This window comes from Streptomyces sp. NPDC107528 (genome assembly GCF_055639295.1).
Genome location: NZ_JBVKAV010000002.1, coordinates 124395 through 137845 on the forward strand (window position 1 = coordinate 124395; position 13451 = coordinate 137845).

The window sequence follows — 13451 nt, forward strand, 5'->3', positions numbered from 1 at the left end:
AAAGGTGGAAACGATTGTCAACAAGCGTGAGGGGCTGTCCACAGAGGGCTACCGATTTGGTTGAGGGGGAGGACCCGCCGGTACCCTGAAGCATTCGCTGTGAAGCGCCTCGCTTCGTCGCCCGTCGTCGTAATGAAGAGAGCACCGTGGCCGCCGACAAGATCGACACCATCGTCAGCCTGAGCAAGCGCCGTGGCTTCGTATTTCCCTGCAGTGAGATCTACGGCGGTCAGCGTGCCGCATGGGATTACGGGCCGCTGGGTGTCGAGCTCAAGGAGAACCTCAAGCGCCAGTGGTGGCGCTACATGGTGACGTCGCGCGAGGACGTGGTCGGTATCGACTCGTCCGTGATCCTGGCCCCCGAGGTCTGGGTCGCCTCCGGCCACGTCGCCACCTTCACGGACCCGCTCACCGAGTGCACCTCCTGCCACAAGCGGTTCCGCGCGGACCACTTGGAGGAGTCGTACGAGGAGAAGAAGGGCCGCGCCCCGGAGAACGGCCTCGCCGACATCAACTGCCCCAACTGCGGCAACAAGGGCCAGTTCACCGAGCCCAAGCAGTTCTCGGGTCTGCTGTCGACGCACCTCGGCCCGACCCAGGACTCCGGCTCGATCGCCTACCTGCGCCCCGAGACCGCCCAGGGCATCTTCACCAACTTCGGTCAGGTGCAGACCACCTCGCGCCGCAAGCCGCCGTTCGGCATCGCGCAGATGGGCAAGTCCTTCCGCAACGAGATCACGCCCGGCAACTTCATCTTCCGCACCCGCGAGTTCGAGCAGATGGAGATGGAGTTCTTCGTCAAGCCGGGCGAGGACGAGAAGTGGCAGGAGTACTGGATGCAGGAGCGCTGGAACTGGTACACGGGCCTCGGTCTCCGCGAGGAGAACATGCGCTGGTACGAGCACCCGGCTGAGAAGCTCTCCCACTACTCCAAGCGCACCGCCGACATCGAGTACCGCTTCTCCTTCGGCGGCAGCGAGTGGGGCGAACTGGAGGGCGTCGCCAACCGCACCGACTACGACCTGAACGCCCACTCCAAGGCTTCCGGCCAGGACCTCTCCTACTTCGACCAGGAGGCCGGCGAGCGCTGGACGCCGTACGTCATCGAGCCCGCGGCCGGTGTCGGCCGCGCGATGCTGGCGTTCCTGCTCGACGCGTACGTCGAGGACGAGGCGCCCAACGCCAAGGGCAAGATGGAGAAGCGCACGGTGCTGCGGCTCGACCCGCGTCTGGCGCCGGTGAAGGTCGCGGTGCTGCCGCTGTCGCGCAACCCGGAGCTGTCCCCGAAGGCCAAGGGTCTCGCGCAGGCGCTGCGGCAGAACTGGAACATCGAGTTCGACGACGCCGGCGCGATCGGCCGTCGCTACCGTCGCCAGGACGAGATCGGTACGCCGTTCTGCGTGACCGTCGACTTCGACACGCTGGACGACAATGCGGTGACCGTGCGTGAGCGGGACTCGATGAAGCAGGAGCGCGTGTCGCTGGACCAGATCGAGGGGTACCTCGCTGCGAGGCTCGTCGGTTGCTAGGTGGTTGCTAGATCGCTGAGTGGGGCTGCGTCTGCCTTGCTCGTGTGATTCGCCGCCGCGGGTTCGTCGTGGCCGGCCGCGCAGTTCCCCGCGCCCCTTGGGTGGGTGCGGGGAACTCTGCGTTTATGGGGCGCCGGTGATTGGTCCTCTTCGGGCGTGGGCGATTGGACCTGTTGGCGGGGTGCCCGGGGCCGGAAGGTGGCGGGCATGAGTATCGCCTTCTTGCTGACCACCCTTGTTGTCGTTGCGACGCCCGGGACCGGTGTCGTCTACACCCTGGCGGCCGGGCTGTCCCGTGGGCGGCGGGCCAGCGTTGTTGCCGCGCTCGGGTGCACCCTCGGGATCGTGCCGCACGTGCTGGCCACGGTGACCGGGCTGGCGGCGCTGTTGAATGCCAGCGCTGCCGCCTTCCAGATCCTCAAGTACGCCGGTGTCGCCTATCTCCTCTACATGGCCTGGGCGACCGTGCGGGACAAGGACGCGATCGCCGTCGAGGAGGGCACCACCCCGGACTCGGCGCGGCAGGTGATCGTCCGGGCCGTGCTGATCAACATCCTCAATCCGAAGCTGACGATCTTCTTCTTCGCGTTCCTGCCGCAGTTCGTGAGCCCGCACGAGCCGCACGCGCTGATGCGGATGCTGGCGCTGAGCGGGGTGTTCATGCTGGCGACGTTCCTGGTCTTCGCGGCGTACGGCGTCCTGGCCGCGTCGGTGCGCAGCCACGTCACCTCCCGGCCGAGGGTGATGACGTGGCTGCGGCGGAGCTTCGCGGGGTCGTTCGTGGCGCTGGGGGCGAAGCTCGCCCTCACGACCAAGTGAGCCTCAACGGCCCTGCAAGGACTTCACGTTGTCGCCGAACGTCCAGTTCTTCGAGCCGTCCCAGTTGAGCGACCAGGTCATCAGGCCCTTGAGGGACGTGCCGTAGTGGCGCCAGGCCTGGGCGACCAGGGACGGGGACATGTAGCCGCCGCCCGCGCCGGACTGGGCGGGCAGGCCCGGGACCTGCTTGTCGTACGGGACCTTGATGGTCGTGCCCTGGATGACCAGGCCCTGGTTGAGGCAGTCGGTCTGGGCGGTGAAGCCCTGGACGGTGCCGGCGGAGTAGGAGTCGCCGGAGCAGCCGTACATGCTGCCGTTGTAGTACTGCATGTTCAACCACCACAGGCGGCCGTTGTCGGCGTACTTCTTGATGACCGGCAGATAGGCACCCCAGATCGAGCCGTAGGTGACGCTGCCCCCGGTGACGTACGCCGTCTCGGGGGCCATGGTGAGGCCGAAGTTCGACGGCATCCGGGCCAGGACCCCGTCGATGATGCGGATCAAGTTGGCCTGTGATGTGGAGAGTTGGCTGATGCTTCCGCTGCCGACCAGGCCCGTCTCGATGTCTATGTCGATGCCGTCGAAGTTGTACTTCTTCAGGATCGGGACGATCGTCGCGACGAAACGGTCCGCCACGGCCGTCGAACTGAGGTCGATGCCGGCCGTCGCGCCGCCGATCGAGAGCAGGATCGTCTGGCCGGACGCCTTCGCCGCGCACATCTCGGCGGGGGTCGCCACCTTCACCCCGCTGTCCATGCCGTCCTCCCACAGCGCCGTCCCGTCGGAGCGGATCACCGGGAAGGCCGCGTTGATCACGTTGTAGCCGTGGGCCGCGATGCGGGAGTCGGTGATCGGGGTCCAGCCGAAGGGTGGGTGGACCCCGTTGGCGGCGCCGTCCCAGTTCTCCCAGTAGCCCTGGAGGACCTTGCCGGACGGCTTCGACTTCACGGCGCAGGTGTCGGCGGCGACGGCGGGGGTGGCGACGGGGACTTGGGTCAGACAGGCGGTCGCCAGGGCGGTGGCGAGCAGGCGCAGGGCGCGGCGGAGCATACGGGGCCTCCCGGTGGGGGTGCGGTGAGGTGTCGTAGGCATGACAGTGCTCGTGGTCCAGACCTTTCGTCAATAGGTCTGGACCACGTTGGGTGCATGAGTCGGCACGTAGGGGCTGGCGAGCGTGAGCTGACAAGTATGGGCTGACAAGTATGGACTGACAGATATTGAAATCTGTCAGCTGTTAAGGCATGGTGGAAGGCATGACGATGCGAACCCGCTCCCTCGGAACCACCGGCCCCCAGGTCTCCGCCCTCGGCCTCGGCTGCATGGGCATGTCCGCGCTGTACGGCGACGCGGACCGCGCCGAGTCGATCGCCACCGTGCACGCCGCCCTGGAGGCCGGCGTCACCTTGCTCGACACCGGCGACTTCTACGGCATGGGCCACAACGAGATGCTGATCGGCGAGGCCCTGCGCGCCGCGCCCGCAGGGCTGTGCGAACAGGCCCAGGTCAGCGTGAAGTTCGGCGCGCTGCGCGACCCGGACGGCGGCTGGGTCGGCTACGACGGCCGCCCCGCCGCCGTGAAGAACTTCGCCGCGTACTCGTTGCAGCGCCTCGGCGTGGACCACATCGACGTGTACCGGATCGCCCGGCTCGACCCCGACGTACCGATCGAGGAGACGGTCGGCGCGATCGCGGAACTGATCGAGAAGGGGTACGTCCGGCACGTGGGCCTCAGCGAGGTCGGCGCCGACACCATCCGCCGGGCCGCCGCGACCGCGCCGATCGCCGACCTGCAGATCGAGTACTCCCTGATCTCCCGCGGCATCGAGGAGTCGGTCCTGCCGACCACCCGTGAGCTGGGGATCTCCGTCACCGCGTACGGCGTGCTGTCCCGCGGGCTGATCTCCGGCCACTTCGCCCCGGACCGGCAGCTCGCCGCGAACGACTTCCGCGCCTACTCGCCCCGCTTCCAGGGCGAGAACCTCCAGCACAACCTGACCCTGGTCGAGGCGCTGCGGAAGATCGCCGAGCGGAAGGGGGTCTCCGTCGCGCAGATCGCCATCGCCTGGGTGCTCTCCCGCGGCGACGACATCGTGCCGCTGGTCGGCGCCCGCACCCGGGAGCGGCTCGCCGAGTCGCTGGGCGCGCTGGACGTCACGCTGGACGCGGCCGACCTGACGGCGATCGAGGAGGCGGTGCCGGCGGACGCGGCGGCGGGCGACCGCTACCCGGCCGCGCAGATGGCGCACCTGGGCAGCAGGTAGTGGCCCCGGCGCCGGGTCCTGGGCCGGGTACGGTCTAGGGCATGTCGCAGACGCCCACGACCCTGACCGCCGAGCGCATCCTCGAAGCCACCGAGGAGGTGCTGCGCCGCCACGGCCCGGCCAAGGCCACCGTGGTCGACGTGGCCCGTGCCCTCGGCGTCAGCCATGGCAGCGTCTACCGGCACTTCCGTACGAAGGCGGCGCTGCGGGAGGCGGTGACGAAGAGGTGGCTGGACCGGACGACCGGGGTCCTGGCGGCCATCGTCGCCGCCCCGGACCTCGATCCGGAGACCCGGGTGCGCGAGTGGCTCGCGGCCCTGTTCGCCGCCAAGCGCCGCAAGGCGTTCGACGACCCGGAGCTCTTCGCCACGTACTCGGTGCTGACCACCGAGACCGTCGAAACGGTCGTCGGCGAACACATCGCCGAACTCACCGGCCAGCTGACCGAGATCGTCCGCACGGGCGCCGAAGCGGGCGCCTTCACCACCGAGGACCCCGCCACCACGGCGTTCGCCCTCTTCCGCGCGACCGACCGCTTCCACGACCCGCACTTCGCGGGGGAGTGGGAACAGCCCGGGGTGGAGAGGGAGTTCGAGGCGGTCGTGGACCTGTTGATGCGGGGGTTGCGGGCTCGGAGCTGAGCGGGGTGCCTCCGGCGGGGGCGGGTGTGTGTCGGCGGTGCGGCGGGGGCTTGGTCGGGGCTGCCGTTGCCCTTGGTGGGCTCGCTGGTGAGGGGGCGAGGTTGTCCGCGTGGCGTGGAGGCTGGGCGCTGTCTCGGTCGGGGGTCCGCCGCCCGGTCGTGGTGCGCTGATGCGGGGTGCGGTCTCGCGTGTGGGTGCGGGGCCGTGATTGAGCGGCGGCGTCTCCCGTGGGGGCGGGTGTGTGTCGGCGGTGCGGCTGGGGCTTGGTCGAGGCTGCCGTTGCCCTTGGTGGGCTCGCTGGTGAGGGGGCGAGGTTGTCCGCGTGGCGTGGAGGCTGGGCGCTGTCTCGGTCGGGGGTCCGCTGCCCGGTTGTGGTGCGCTGATGCGGGGTGCGGTCTCGCGTGTGGGTGCGGGGCCGGCGGTGGTGGGCCGTGCCTGGTGGGGCGGCGGTGTGGCTGGGGTTCGGCCTGGGCCGGCGTCGCCGTCCGCGGGCTTGCCGGCCTGAGGGTCGAGGTCGTCCGCTTGGCGCGGAGGCCGGGCGCTTCCGGCGACGGGGCCCGGCACCTGGGTGTGGACGCGTTGTGGGTGTCAGCGGTCCGGGTGGGGATCCGTCGGGTCCACCGTTGCCTGGTGGGCCTCCGCCAGGTGTTCCTCTGCCTTCAGCCAGGGCAGGAACTGGGCGTTCTTGCGCCAGCCGCAGGTGTCGCATCTGATCGTGCGTTGCGCGCCCTTGCGCTGTACTCGCACGACGTGCTCGCGTCCGTGGTGGTCCCAGCGGCTCACCTTGCTCGTGTTGATCTCCAGCATGACGCCTCCAGCGTCCGAGGACATCGAGTCCGCGTGCCCGGCCGGGAGCAGCCGTGCGCAGCAAGGAGTGTGCAGCAAGACCAACATCAACAGGGACTTTTCCCCGGCGAGTTGACCAACCTGTGGCCACACCCTCACCGGATGATCTCAACGCGGGGTCAGCCGATCGTGCGCGGCAGACGCAGGCTGAGCAGGCCCGTCAGCGCCACTCCGGCCAACTGGACCAGGAGCGTGGTGACCAGGGCGTCGCCCATGCCGATCGTCGAGCTCAGGGAGAGGAAGAGCGTGCCCAGCGTCGCCACACCCAGAGCCAGCGACGACTGCTGGGTCGTGATCATCACCCCGCTGCCCACGCCCGCCCGCGCGGCCGGCACCTCGGAGAGGACGATCCGGAAAATGACCGGGAGTTGGAGGGCCTGCCCGGCACCGGCTGTCGCCGCGCCCGGAAGCAGCTCGACGAAGCCGAAGTCCGGCCAGAAGCGCCAGGCGGCCACCGCCATCAGCACCACGCCCACCCCCTGGATCACCGCACCGGCGGTCACGACACGGGTGCCGTAGCGGGCGACCAGCCGGGGACCGGCCAGCGAGACGAAGAAGAACACCACCGCCATCGGCACGAGCGCCAGTCCCGCCGCGACCGGGCCGAGTCCCGCACCCTGCTGCAACGCCACCGCGATCACGAACATGAAGCCGCTGAAGCCGATCGAGAAGGGCACGATCATGATCAACCCGCGCCGCAGGGACGTGAGCTCGAACAGGCTCGGTGGTACGAGCGGAGTGCGCCCCGCCCGGTCCGCCCTGCGCTCCACCGCGTAGAACGCCCCCGCCGCGAACGGGAAGGCCGCCAGCGACAGCCACGTCCACAGCGGCCAGCCCGCCGCCCGGCCCTCGGTGAGCGGGGCCAGCAACGCGAGGAGGGAGACGGCGAGCAGGACCGTGCCGGGTCCGTCCAGCGGCTCGGGGCGCTGGGAACGGGTCTCCGGGACCGCGCGGGAGGCCAGGAAGAGGCCGACGAGGACGACGGGGACGTTGACGAGGAAGACCGAGCGCCAGCCGGTGCCCGCAATGTCCGCGGCGACGAGCACGCCGCCGAGGATCTGCCCGGCCACCATCGACAGACCGGCCGTCGCGCCGTACAGGCCCATGGCCTTCGCGCGGCGCTGACCGCTCGTGGCCGACTGGATCGTGGCCAGCACTTGCGGCAGCATCGCCGCCGACGCCGCGCCCTGCGCGACCCGCGCCGCGACGAGCGTCCATGCGCTGGGCGCGAGCCCGCACGCCAGCGAGGTCAGCCCGAACGCCGCCATGCCGCCCAGGAAGAGGCGCCGCCGGCCGAACAGGTCACCGAGCCGCCCGCCGAGGACGAGCAGCACGGCGTACGCCAACCCGTAGCCCGCGACGACGAGTTCGAGCACGGCCTCGCTCGCCGCGAGGTCGTGGCCGATGGTGGGCAGGGCCACGTTGACGATGAAGAAGTCGATGAGCGGAAGTGCCGCGCCCAGCAGCACCGTGAAGAGTCCGAGGCCGCCGAGCGACGGTGGTGCCGCGATGGCCGGGGCCTTGCGTGAAGTGATGGTTTCGGTCACGGTCAACAGCCTGCGCCCGCTCAGAGACGGGTACCAGAGTGTCCTTATCCTGGTAGCGGAAGCACCTGGAAACAGGATCCAGGGAGCGGCAGGCTGGAGGAATGACGACCATGGCCGAGGAAACGGCGACCGAAGCTCCCCGCCCCGTCGCCGCGTCGGCGATCCGGCGCCACGAACTCGCCGCCTTCCTGCGCCACCGCCGCGAGCACATCACCCCCGAGCAGGTCGGCCTGCCCCGCGGCCGCAGGCGCCGCACCCCGGGCCTGCGCCGAGAGGAGGTGGCCCAGCTCGCCGCCGTGGGTGTCACCTGGTACACGTGGCTGGAGCAGGCGCGGGACATCCAGGTCTCCGTCCAGGTCCTGGACGCGCTCGCCCGTACGCTGATGCTCGACCCCAGCGAGCGTTCCCACCTCTTCCAGCTGGCCGGGGCGGTGGATCCGACCCCGGCGACGACCTGCCCGTCGGTGACGCCCGCGATGCGGGCCGTCCTGGAGCAACTGGAGCCGTACCCGGCCTGTCTGCAGAACAGCCGCTACGACATCCTCGCCCACAACCGCACCTACGGTCTGCTGCTGTGCGACCTGGAGGCGGTGCCGCCCGAGGACCGCAACTGCCTGATCCTGTCGTACACGCACGAGGAGTGGCAGTCGTCGATCGTGCACCTGGAGGAGGTCCAACGCCTCATGGCCGCCCGCTTCCGGGCCGCGATGGCCGGCCATCTGGCCGAGCCCGTCTGGAAGATGCTGCTGAAGAGGCTGCGCGCGGAGTCCCCGCAGTTCTGCGAGGCCTGGGACCGCCACGAGGTGGTGTCTCACCGGAGCAAGCGCAAGGAGTTCCTCAACCGTCATGTGGGGCGGGTGGTCGTCGACCACACGGACCTGTGGCTGAGTCCGGAGGTGGGGCCGAGGATGGTGACGTACGTGCCGGCGGACGAGGAGTCGAGGGAACGACTGGAGAGGCTGCACGAAATCGCCCTCGCAGGGGCGCGGGGAACTGCGCGACCAGCCCTCACCGGCCGTTAGCCGCCGCCCTACGCACTGACCCGGGACGCGTCGCGAACCTCCACCGACTCCAGCCGCTCAGCCGTGCGTTCAGCAGTACGCCGAGCCCACGGCCCGCTCGTGACCGCGCCCACGATCAGGACCATGAACCCACACCCGGTGAGGATCCACCAGCCGGGCACAGCGGCGTCGACGAACGTCTGCCGGTACGACGACACCGACACCCCGGCCGCCAGCACGGCACCGACCACGGCCACCCCGAGCGTCTGCCCCAACTGCCGGCTCGTGGACGCGACGGCCGCCGCGACCCCGGCCTGCGCGCGCGGCATTCCGGAGACCGCCGTGTTGGTGATCGGCGCGTTGACGAACCCGAAGCCGATGCCGAACATCGCGTACCCGAGGATCAGCGTGGCGTTGGACGTCTCGGCGTCGAAGAGGGCGAACAGGGCCGCGCTCAGGGTCATCGCGGTGCCGGCGATCAGCAACGACAGCCGTGGCCCCCGGGTACCCACCAGCCGTCCCGACAGGGGTGCGCACAGGAACATCGGCGTCGCCATCGGCAGCATCCACAGCCCCGCGTGCAGGGCGTCGAGCCCCCGCACGTTCTGGAGGTACAGGGTCGACAGGAACAGGAACCCGCCCAGCGCCGCGAACGCGCTGACCGCGATCACCGTGGCCCCGCTGAACGGCGCCGAACGGAAGAACCGCAGGTCGATGAGGGGCTCTGCGCGGCGGGGCTCGTAGAACAGGAGGGCGATCAGTGCGGCCAGGGCCACGCTGCCGAGGAGCAGGGTGTCGGACGCGGGTGCCGTCGGCGCCGCGATGATCGAGTACGTCAGTGCGCCGAACAGCGCGATGACCAGCACCTGGCCGACCGGATCGGGGCGGCGGGCCCGCGCGGCGCGCGACTCGGGGACGTAGCGGAGGGTGAGGAGGAGTGCCGCCAGGCCCACCGGCAGGTTGACCCAGAAGATCGACCGCCAGCCGACCGACTCCACCAGCAGCCCGCCGACCAGCGGGCCCGCCGCCATGGAGAGGCCGACCACGCCACCCCACACCCCGATCGCCCGCGCTCGCTCGCGAGGGTCCGTGAAGGTGTTGGTGATGATCGACATCGCGACCGGGTTGAGCATCGAACCGCCCACCGCCTGCACCATCCGGAACGCGATCAGAGCGTCGAGGTTCGGCGCGAGGGAGCACAGCGCGGAGCCGATGGTGAAGATGACCAGGCCCGCCATGAAGACGCGCTTGCGGCCGATCCGGTCCGCCGTGGAGCCGGCCAGCATCAGCAGCGAGGCGAGGACGAGGGTGTACGCGTCGATCGTCCACTGCAGGCCCGACGTGCTCGCGTCGAGGTCGCGCTGCAGGGCGGGCAGGGCGACATTGAGCACGGTGTTGTCGAGGCTCACGATCAACAGGCTCATGCAGCAGATCGCGAGGACCAGCAGTCGGCGGCGAGGGCTGAGCTCCGGCATCCTTGAATAGTACGCCTAACTAATGAATTTCGCCGCACCCGGTTCGGTACGTGAGAATGGGTGGATGTCCATGACCGCCCCGCCCGCTGTCTCGCCCGTCGCCCCGCCCCTGCCGATCGGCCCGCACACCGTGCAGCCGCCCGTCGTCCTGGCCCCGATGGCCGGGATCACGAACGCGCCCTTCCGCACCCTGTGCAGGGAGTTCAGCGGCGGCAAGGGGCTGTTCGTGAGCGAGATGATCACGACCCGGGCGCTGGTCGAGCGCAACGAGAAGACCATGCAGCTGATTCACTTCGACGCGACCGAGAAGCCGCGCTCGATTCAGCTGTACGGCGTCGACCCGGCCACTGTCGGCAAGGCCGTCCGCATGATCGCGGAGGAGGGCCTGGCCGACCACATCGACCTGAACTTCGGGTGCCCGGTGCCGAAGGTGACGCGCAAGGGCGGCGGCTCCGCGCTGCCGTTCAAGCGGAACCTGCTGCGGGCGATCCTTCGGGAGGCGGTCAGCGGGGCCGGTGACCTGCCGGTCACGATGAAGATGCGCAAGGGCATCGACGACGACCACATCACCTACCTCGACGCCGGCCGGATCGCCGTCGAGGAGGGCGTGACGGCCATCGCGCTGCACGGCCGTACGGCCGCCCAGCACTACGGCGGCACCGCCGACTGGGACGCCATCGCGCGGCTCAAGGAGCACGTCCCGGAGATCCCCGTGCTCGGTAACGGCGACATCTGGTCGGCCGAGGACGCGGTGCGGATGGTGCGGGAGACCGGGTGCGACGGGGTGGTCGTCGGGCGTGGGTGCCTGGGGCGGCCTTGGCTGTTCGCCGATCTGGTCGCGGCCTTCGAGGGGCGTACGGAGGCCGTCGCGCGGCCCGGCCTGCGCGAGGTCGCCGACGTCATGGTCCGGCATGCCACGCTGCTCGGCGAGTGGATCGGGGACGAGGCGCGGGGCGTCATCGACTTCCGCAAGCACGTCGCCTGGTATCTGAAGGGCTTCGCGGTCGGCTCCGAGATGCGCAAGCGGCTCGCCGTCACGTCGTCGCTGGCCGAACTCCGGTCCGGGCTGGACGAGCTGGACCTCGACCAGGCCTGGCCTGTCGGAGCCGACGGCCCCCGTGGCCGTACGTCCGGCAACAACCGGGTGGTGCTGCCGGACGGCTGGCTGAAGGACCCGTACGACTGCGCGGGCGTGGGCGAGGACGCCGAGTTGGACACGTCCGGGGGCTGACTAGTTCGAGGCGTGCGGTGTCGAGCCGTACGCCGTCAGGAAGCGGTCCCGGAAGGCGCTCATCCTCCAGACCGGGGCGTCCTTGGCGGGCTTGAGGCCGTCCGTCCAGTTCCAGTCGGCGATCTTGTCGAGGACCTTGGGGTCCTTGGCGACGATGGAGATCGGTACGTCACGGCTGGCGTGGTTGCCGCTGACGCGGGCCATGGGCTGGTGGTCGCCCAGGAAGACGAGAACGGTGTCGTCGGTGCCGTAGCGCTCCATCCACTGCGTGAGGCTGGTCAGCGAGTACTCGACTGACTTGCCGTACTCCTCGCGGGACTTCGTGGTGTCGGTGAGGACGTCACCCGGCTTCTTCCCGGCCTTCTGGATCGCGTCGAAGACCGAGCCGTCGCCCAGGTCGTCCCAGTCGACCATCTTCGGGATCGGGGCCCAGGGCTGATGGCTGGAGGTCAGGATGACGAAGGACATCAGCGGCTTGTCGTGCTTCTTGCCGTGGATCTGGCGCTGGAAGGCCTCCAGGGCGTACTGGTCGGGCATCGTCGACCAGCTGAACTTCGGGCCCTTGTAGCCCAGTTGCCAGGCGTTGTACAGCCTGTCGAGGCCGTACCACTTCGACTCCGGCCAGCCCTTCTGCACGCCGGGCATGACTCCGACCGTGTCCCAGGCTCCGGTCTTCTGGAACGCCTTGGTGAGGGTGAGGTGCTCGCCGGCGGTAACGGTGCGGTACCGGCGCTGGTTGTCGATCCACAGGCCCGACATGGTCGTGGAGTGGCCGAGCCAACTGCTGCCGCCGAACGTCGCCGAGGTCAGCCAGCCGCTCCTCGCGTGGAAGCCCGCCCTGGCCAGGGCCTCGTTGCTCGCGTCGAGGGTTCTGCCGACGCCGGGGGCCATGATCGGGTCCTCGATGGCGCTGCGGCCGTAGCTCTCGATGAACGTGAAGACGACGTCCTTGCCGCGCAGGTCCGGCAGCAGTTGGTCGGGGGGCGTGTTGCCGAAGGTGTCGGCCTTGGCCTCCTCGGCGAACCGGGCCTCGTCCTCCAGGGAGTCCACCGTCCGCTGCGCGTGGGTCCTCAGAGCGCCGGCGGCGTGGTCGGAGGCAATCGGTATGCCGAAGGCCTGGAGGTTGAGTGCGGTGCAGGTGATCCAGACCGTGCCGGCTATGAGTGCCCCCTGGGTGGCCCTCGCCTTGTGCGTCGTGAGGAGGGTGCTGAGGTGGATCGTTGCGGCTGCCATGAGGGCCATCAGCAGCAGGATCAGGATGACGCCGCCGATGGCAGCGCCGGTGGCCACGGCTCCGCCCATCGTGTCGGCGACGTACGACTGGGCGTCGGGGAGGAGGTCCCAGTCGAGGGCGGCGTTGAAGCCTCGGCCGAGGTACTCGTTGAAGCCCATGTCGAGGAGGTTCAGCACGGTGAGTACGGCGAGGCCGATGCCGTAGAGCGTTGCCGCGACGAGTCTTGGGCGGCGGGGGAGGGCGAGCATGACCACTGCGCCGATGATCGCCTCGGCGGGGATGCGGGTGAATCTGTTCGGCTGCAGGGCGGGGAGGGTGTTGGGGAGGAGGAGGGCGGCGAGGATCAGGGCGGCGGCGAGGGTGGTGGTCGTCCAGTGGAGGGCGCGCCTGATTCTGAGGGCGCGGGTGGTTGGGGGCGTTGCTTCGGGCTCGGCTGCGCCTTCGCCCGTGTCGTTGTTCCCACCCGAACCACCCGTGCTGCTTTCGTCGCCCGGTGCCGGTGGCTCCTGTGCCGTGTCCTCGCGGTCGGCGGCTGCGGGTCCCTGGGCGGGGTGTGGTGCGTCCCTGCTGTCGGCTGGCGCGGGTTTGTCGGAGGGGGTGGGTGGTCCTTGCGAGGTGTCCTCGCTGTCGGTGCCCGCGTCGTCGTGGGGCGCTGGTGTCTCGACGGAGGGGGCGGCGGGTTCCGGTGCCGTGTCCCCGCCCTCGGTGGACGCGGGCGGGGACGGCGTGGGCTCGCTGGGGGACGTCTCGTCGGGCAAGGTGTTCTTCTTGCCGGGTAGTTGACGTAGGCGCGTGAAGACAGGCACCCGAAGGTCCTTCCGTGCGAGGCCCCTGGTGGAGTGGTGCGGCGGGCCTCGCTGGGGAGGC

At 69.9% G+C, this 13451-nt stretch carries 11 protein-coding genes; 6 read left to right on the plus strand and 5 right to left on the minus strand.

Annotated features, from left to right (window positions below; all coding sequences use genetic code 11):
• Positions 1–146 precede the first annotated feature (146 nt).
• Positions 147–1529 (plus strand): glycine--tRNA ligase, encoded by a 1383-nt coding sequence (locus ACZ7L5_RS05650; protein WP_328881779.1) that lies wholly within the window; start codon positions 147–149, stop codon positions 1527–1529.
• A 207-nt stretch (positions 1530–1736) separates the two neighbouring features.
• Positions 1737–2348 (plus strand): LysE family translocator, encoded by a 612-nt coding sequence (locus ACZ7L5_RS05655; RefSeq protein ID WP_328881780.1) that lies wholly within the window; start codon positions 1737–1739, stop codon positions 2346–2348.
• Between the two features lie 3 nt (positions 2349–2351).
• On the opposite strand, the gene ACZ7L5_RS05660 is transcribed toward ACZ7L5_RS05655, so the two are convergent.
• Positions 2352–3398 carry a chitinase gene (locus ACZ7L5_RS05660; RefSeq protein WP_471514684.1) on the minus strand — a complete coding sequence of 349 codons (1047 nt, stop codon included), beginning with the start codon at positions 3396–3398 and terminating at the stop codon, positions 2352–2354.
• A 203-nt stretch (positions 3399–3601) separates the two neighbouring features.
• Here ACZ7L5_RS05660 and ACZ7L5_RS05665 point away from each other — a divergent pair, with 203 nt between their 5' ends.
• Positions 3602–4609, plus strand: coding sequence for an aldo/keto reductase (locus tag ACZ7L5_RS05665; protein ID WP_471514686.1), 1008 nt, complete (start codon positions 3602–3604; stop codon positions 4607–4609).
• Positions 4610–4650: 41 nt separating this feature from the next.
• Positions 4651–5250 carry a TetR/AcrR family transcriptional regulator gene (locus ACZ7L5_RS05670; protein ID WP_471514688.1) on the plus strand — a complete coding sequence of 200 codons (600 nt, stop codon included), beginning with the start codon at positions 4651–4653 and terminating at the stop codon, positions 5248–5250.
• Positions 5251–5838: 588 nt separating this feature from the next.
• On the opposite strand, the gene ACZ7L5_RS05675 is transcribed toward ACZ7L5_RS05670, so the two are convergent.
• Together ACZ7L5_RS05675 and ACZ7L5_RS05680 are read right to left on the minus strand one after the other, a co-directional pair.
• The gene (locus ACZ7L5_RS05675) at positions 5839–6057 is read right to left on the minus strand and encodes a hypothetical protein (protein WP_471514690.1); all 219 of its coding nucleotides are present in this window, start codon (positions 6055–6057) and stop codon (positions 5839–5841) included.
• Positions 6058–6215: 158 nt separating this feature from the next.
• On the minus strand, positions 6216–7643 hold the full coding sequence (locus ACZ7L5_RS05680; RefSeq protein ID WP_471514692.1) for an MFS transporter: 1428 nt from the start codon (positions 7641–7643) through the stop codon (positions 6216–6218).
• A gap of 101 nt (positions 7644–7744) precedes the next feature.
• On the opposite strand from ACZ7L5_RS05680, the gene ACZ7L5_RS05685 reads away from it, so the two are divergent.
• Positions 7745–8665 (plus strand): helix-turn-helix transcriptional regulator, encoded by a 921-nt coding sequence (locus ACZ7L5_RS05685; RefSeq protein ID WP_471514694.1) that lies wholly within the window; start codon positions 7745–7747, stop codon positions 8663–8665.
• Between the two features lie 8 nt (positions 8666–8673).
• Here the strand turns inward: ACZ7L5_RS05685 and ACZ7L5_RS05690 are convergent, their stop codons facing one another.
• Entirely contained in the window at positions 8674–10119 is a 1446-nt protein-coding gene (locus tag ACZ7L5_RS05690; RefSeq protein ID WP_471514696.1) for an MFS transporter, read from the minus strand.
• 64 nt (positions 10120–10183) lie between these two features.
• On the opposite strand from ACZ7L5_RS05690, the gene dusB reads away from it, so the two are divergent.
• Entirely contained in the window at positions 10184–11350 is a 1167-nt protein-coding gene (dusB, locus tag ACZ7L5_RS05695; RefSeq protein WP_363040042.1) for a tRNA dihydrouridine synthase DusB, read from the plus strand.
• On the opposite strand, the gene ACZ7L5_RS05700 is transcribed toward dusB, so the two are convergent.
• Positions 11351–13390 carry a sulfatase-like hydrolase/transferase gene (locus ACZ7L5_RS05700; RefSeq protein WP_471514698.1) on the minus strand — a complete coding sequence of 680 codons (2040 nt, stop codon included), beginning with the start codon at positions 13388–13390 and terminating at the stop codon, positions 11351–11353. It abuts the gene before it with no gap.
• Positions 13391–13451: the final 61 nt, after the last annotated feature.

Coding starts and splice junctions, on each gene's coding strand:
- ACZ7L5_RS05655 (WP_328881780.1), top strand. CDS start 1,737: ATGAGTATCGCCTTCTTGCTGACCACCCTTGTTGTCGTTGCGACGCCC.
- ACZ7L5_RS05660 (WP_471514684.1), bottom strand. CDS start 3,398: ATGCTCCGCCGCGCCCTGCGCCTGCTCGCCACCGCCCTGGCGACCGCC.
- ACZ7L5_RS05665 (WP_471514686.1), top strand. CDS start 3,602: ATGACGATGCGAACCCGCTCCCTCGGAACCACCGGCCCCCAGGTCTCC.
- ACZ7L5_RS05670 (WP_471514688.1), top strand. CDS start 4,651: ATGTCGCAGACGCCCACGACCCTGACCGCCGAGCGCATCCTCGAAGCC.
- ACZ7L5_RS05675 (WP_471514690.1), bottom strand. CDS start 6,057: ATGCTGGAGATCAACACGAGCAAGGTGAGCCGCTGGGACCACCACGGA.
- ACZ7L5_RS05685 (WP_471514694.1), top strand. CDS start 7,745: ATGACGACCATGGCCGAGGAAACGGCGACCGAAGCTCCCCGCCCCGTC.
- ACZ7L5_RS05690 (WP_471514696.1), bottom strand. CDS start 10,119: ATGCCGGAGCTCAGCCCTCGCCGCCGACTGCTGGTCCTCGCGATCTGC.
- dusB (WP_363040042.1), top strand. CDS start 10,184: ATGTCCATGACCGCCCCGCCCGCTGTCTCGCCCGTCGCCCCGCCCCTG.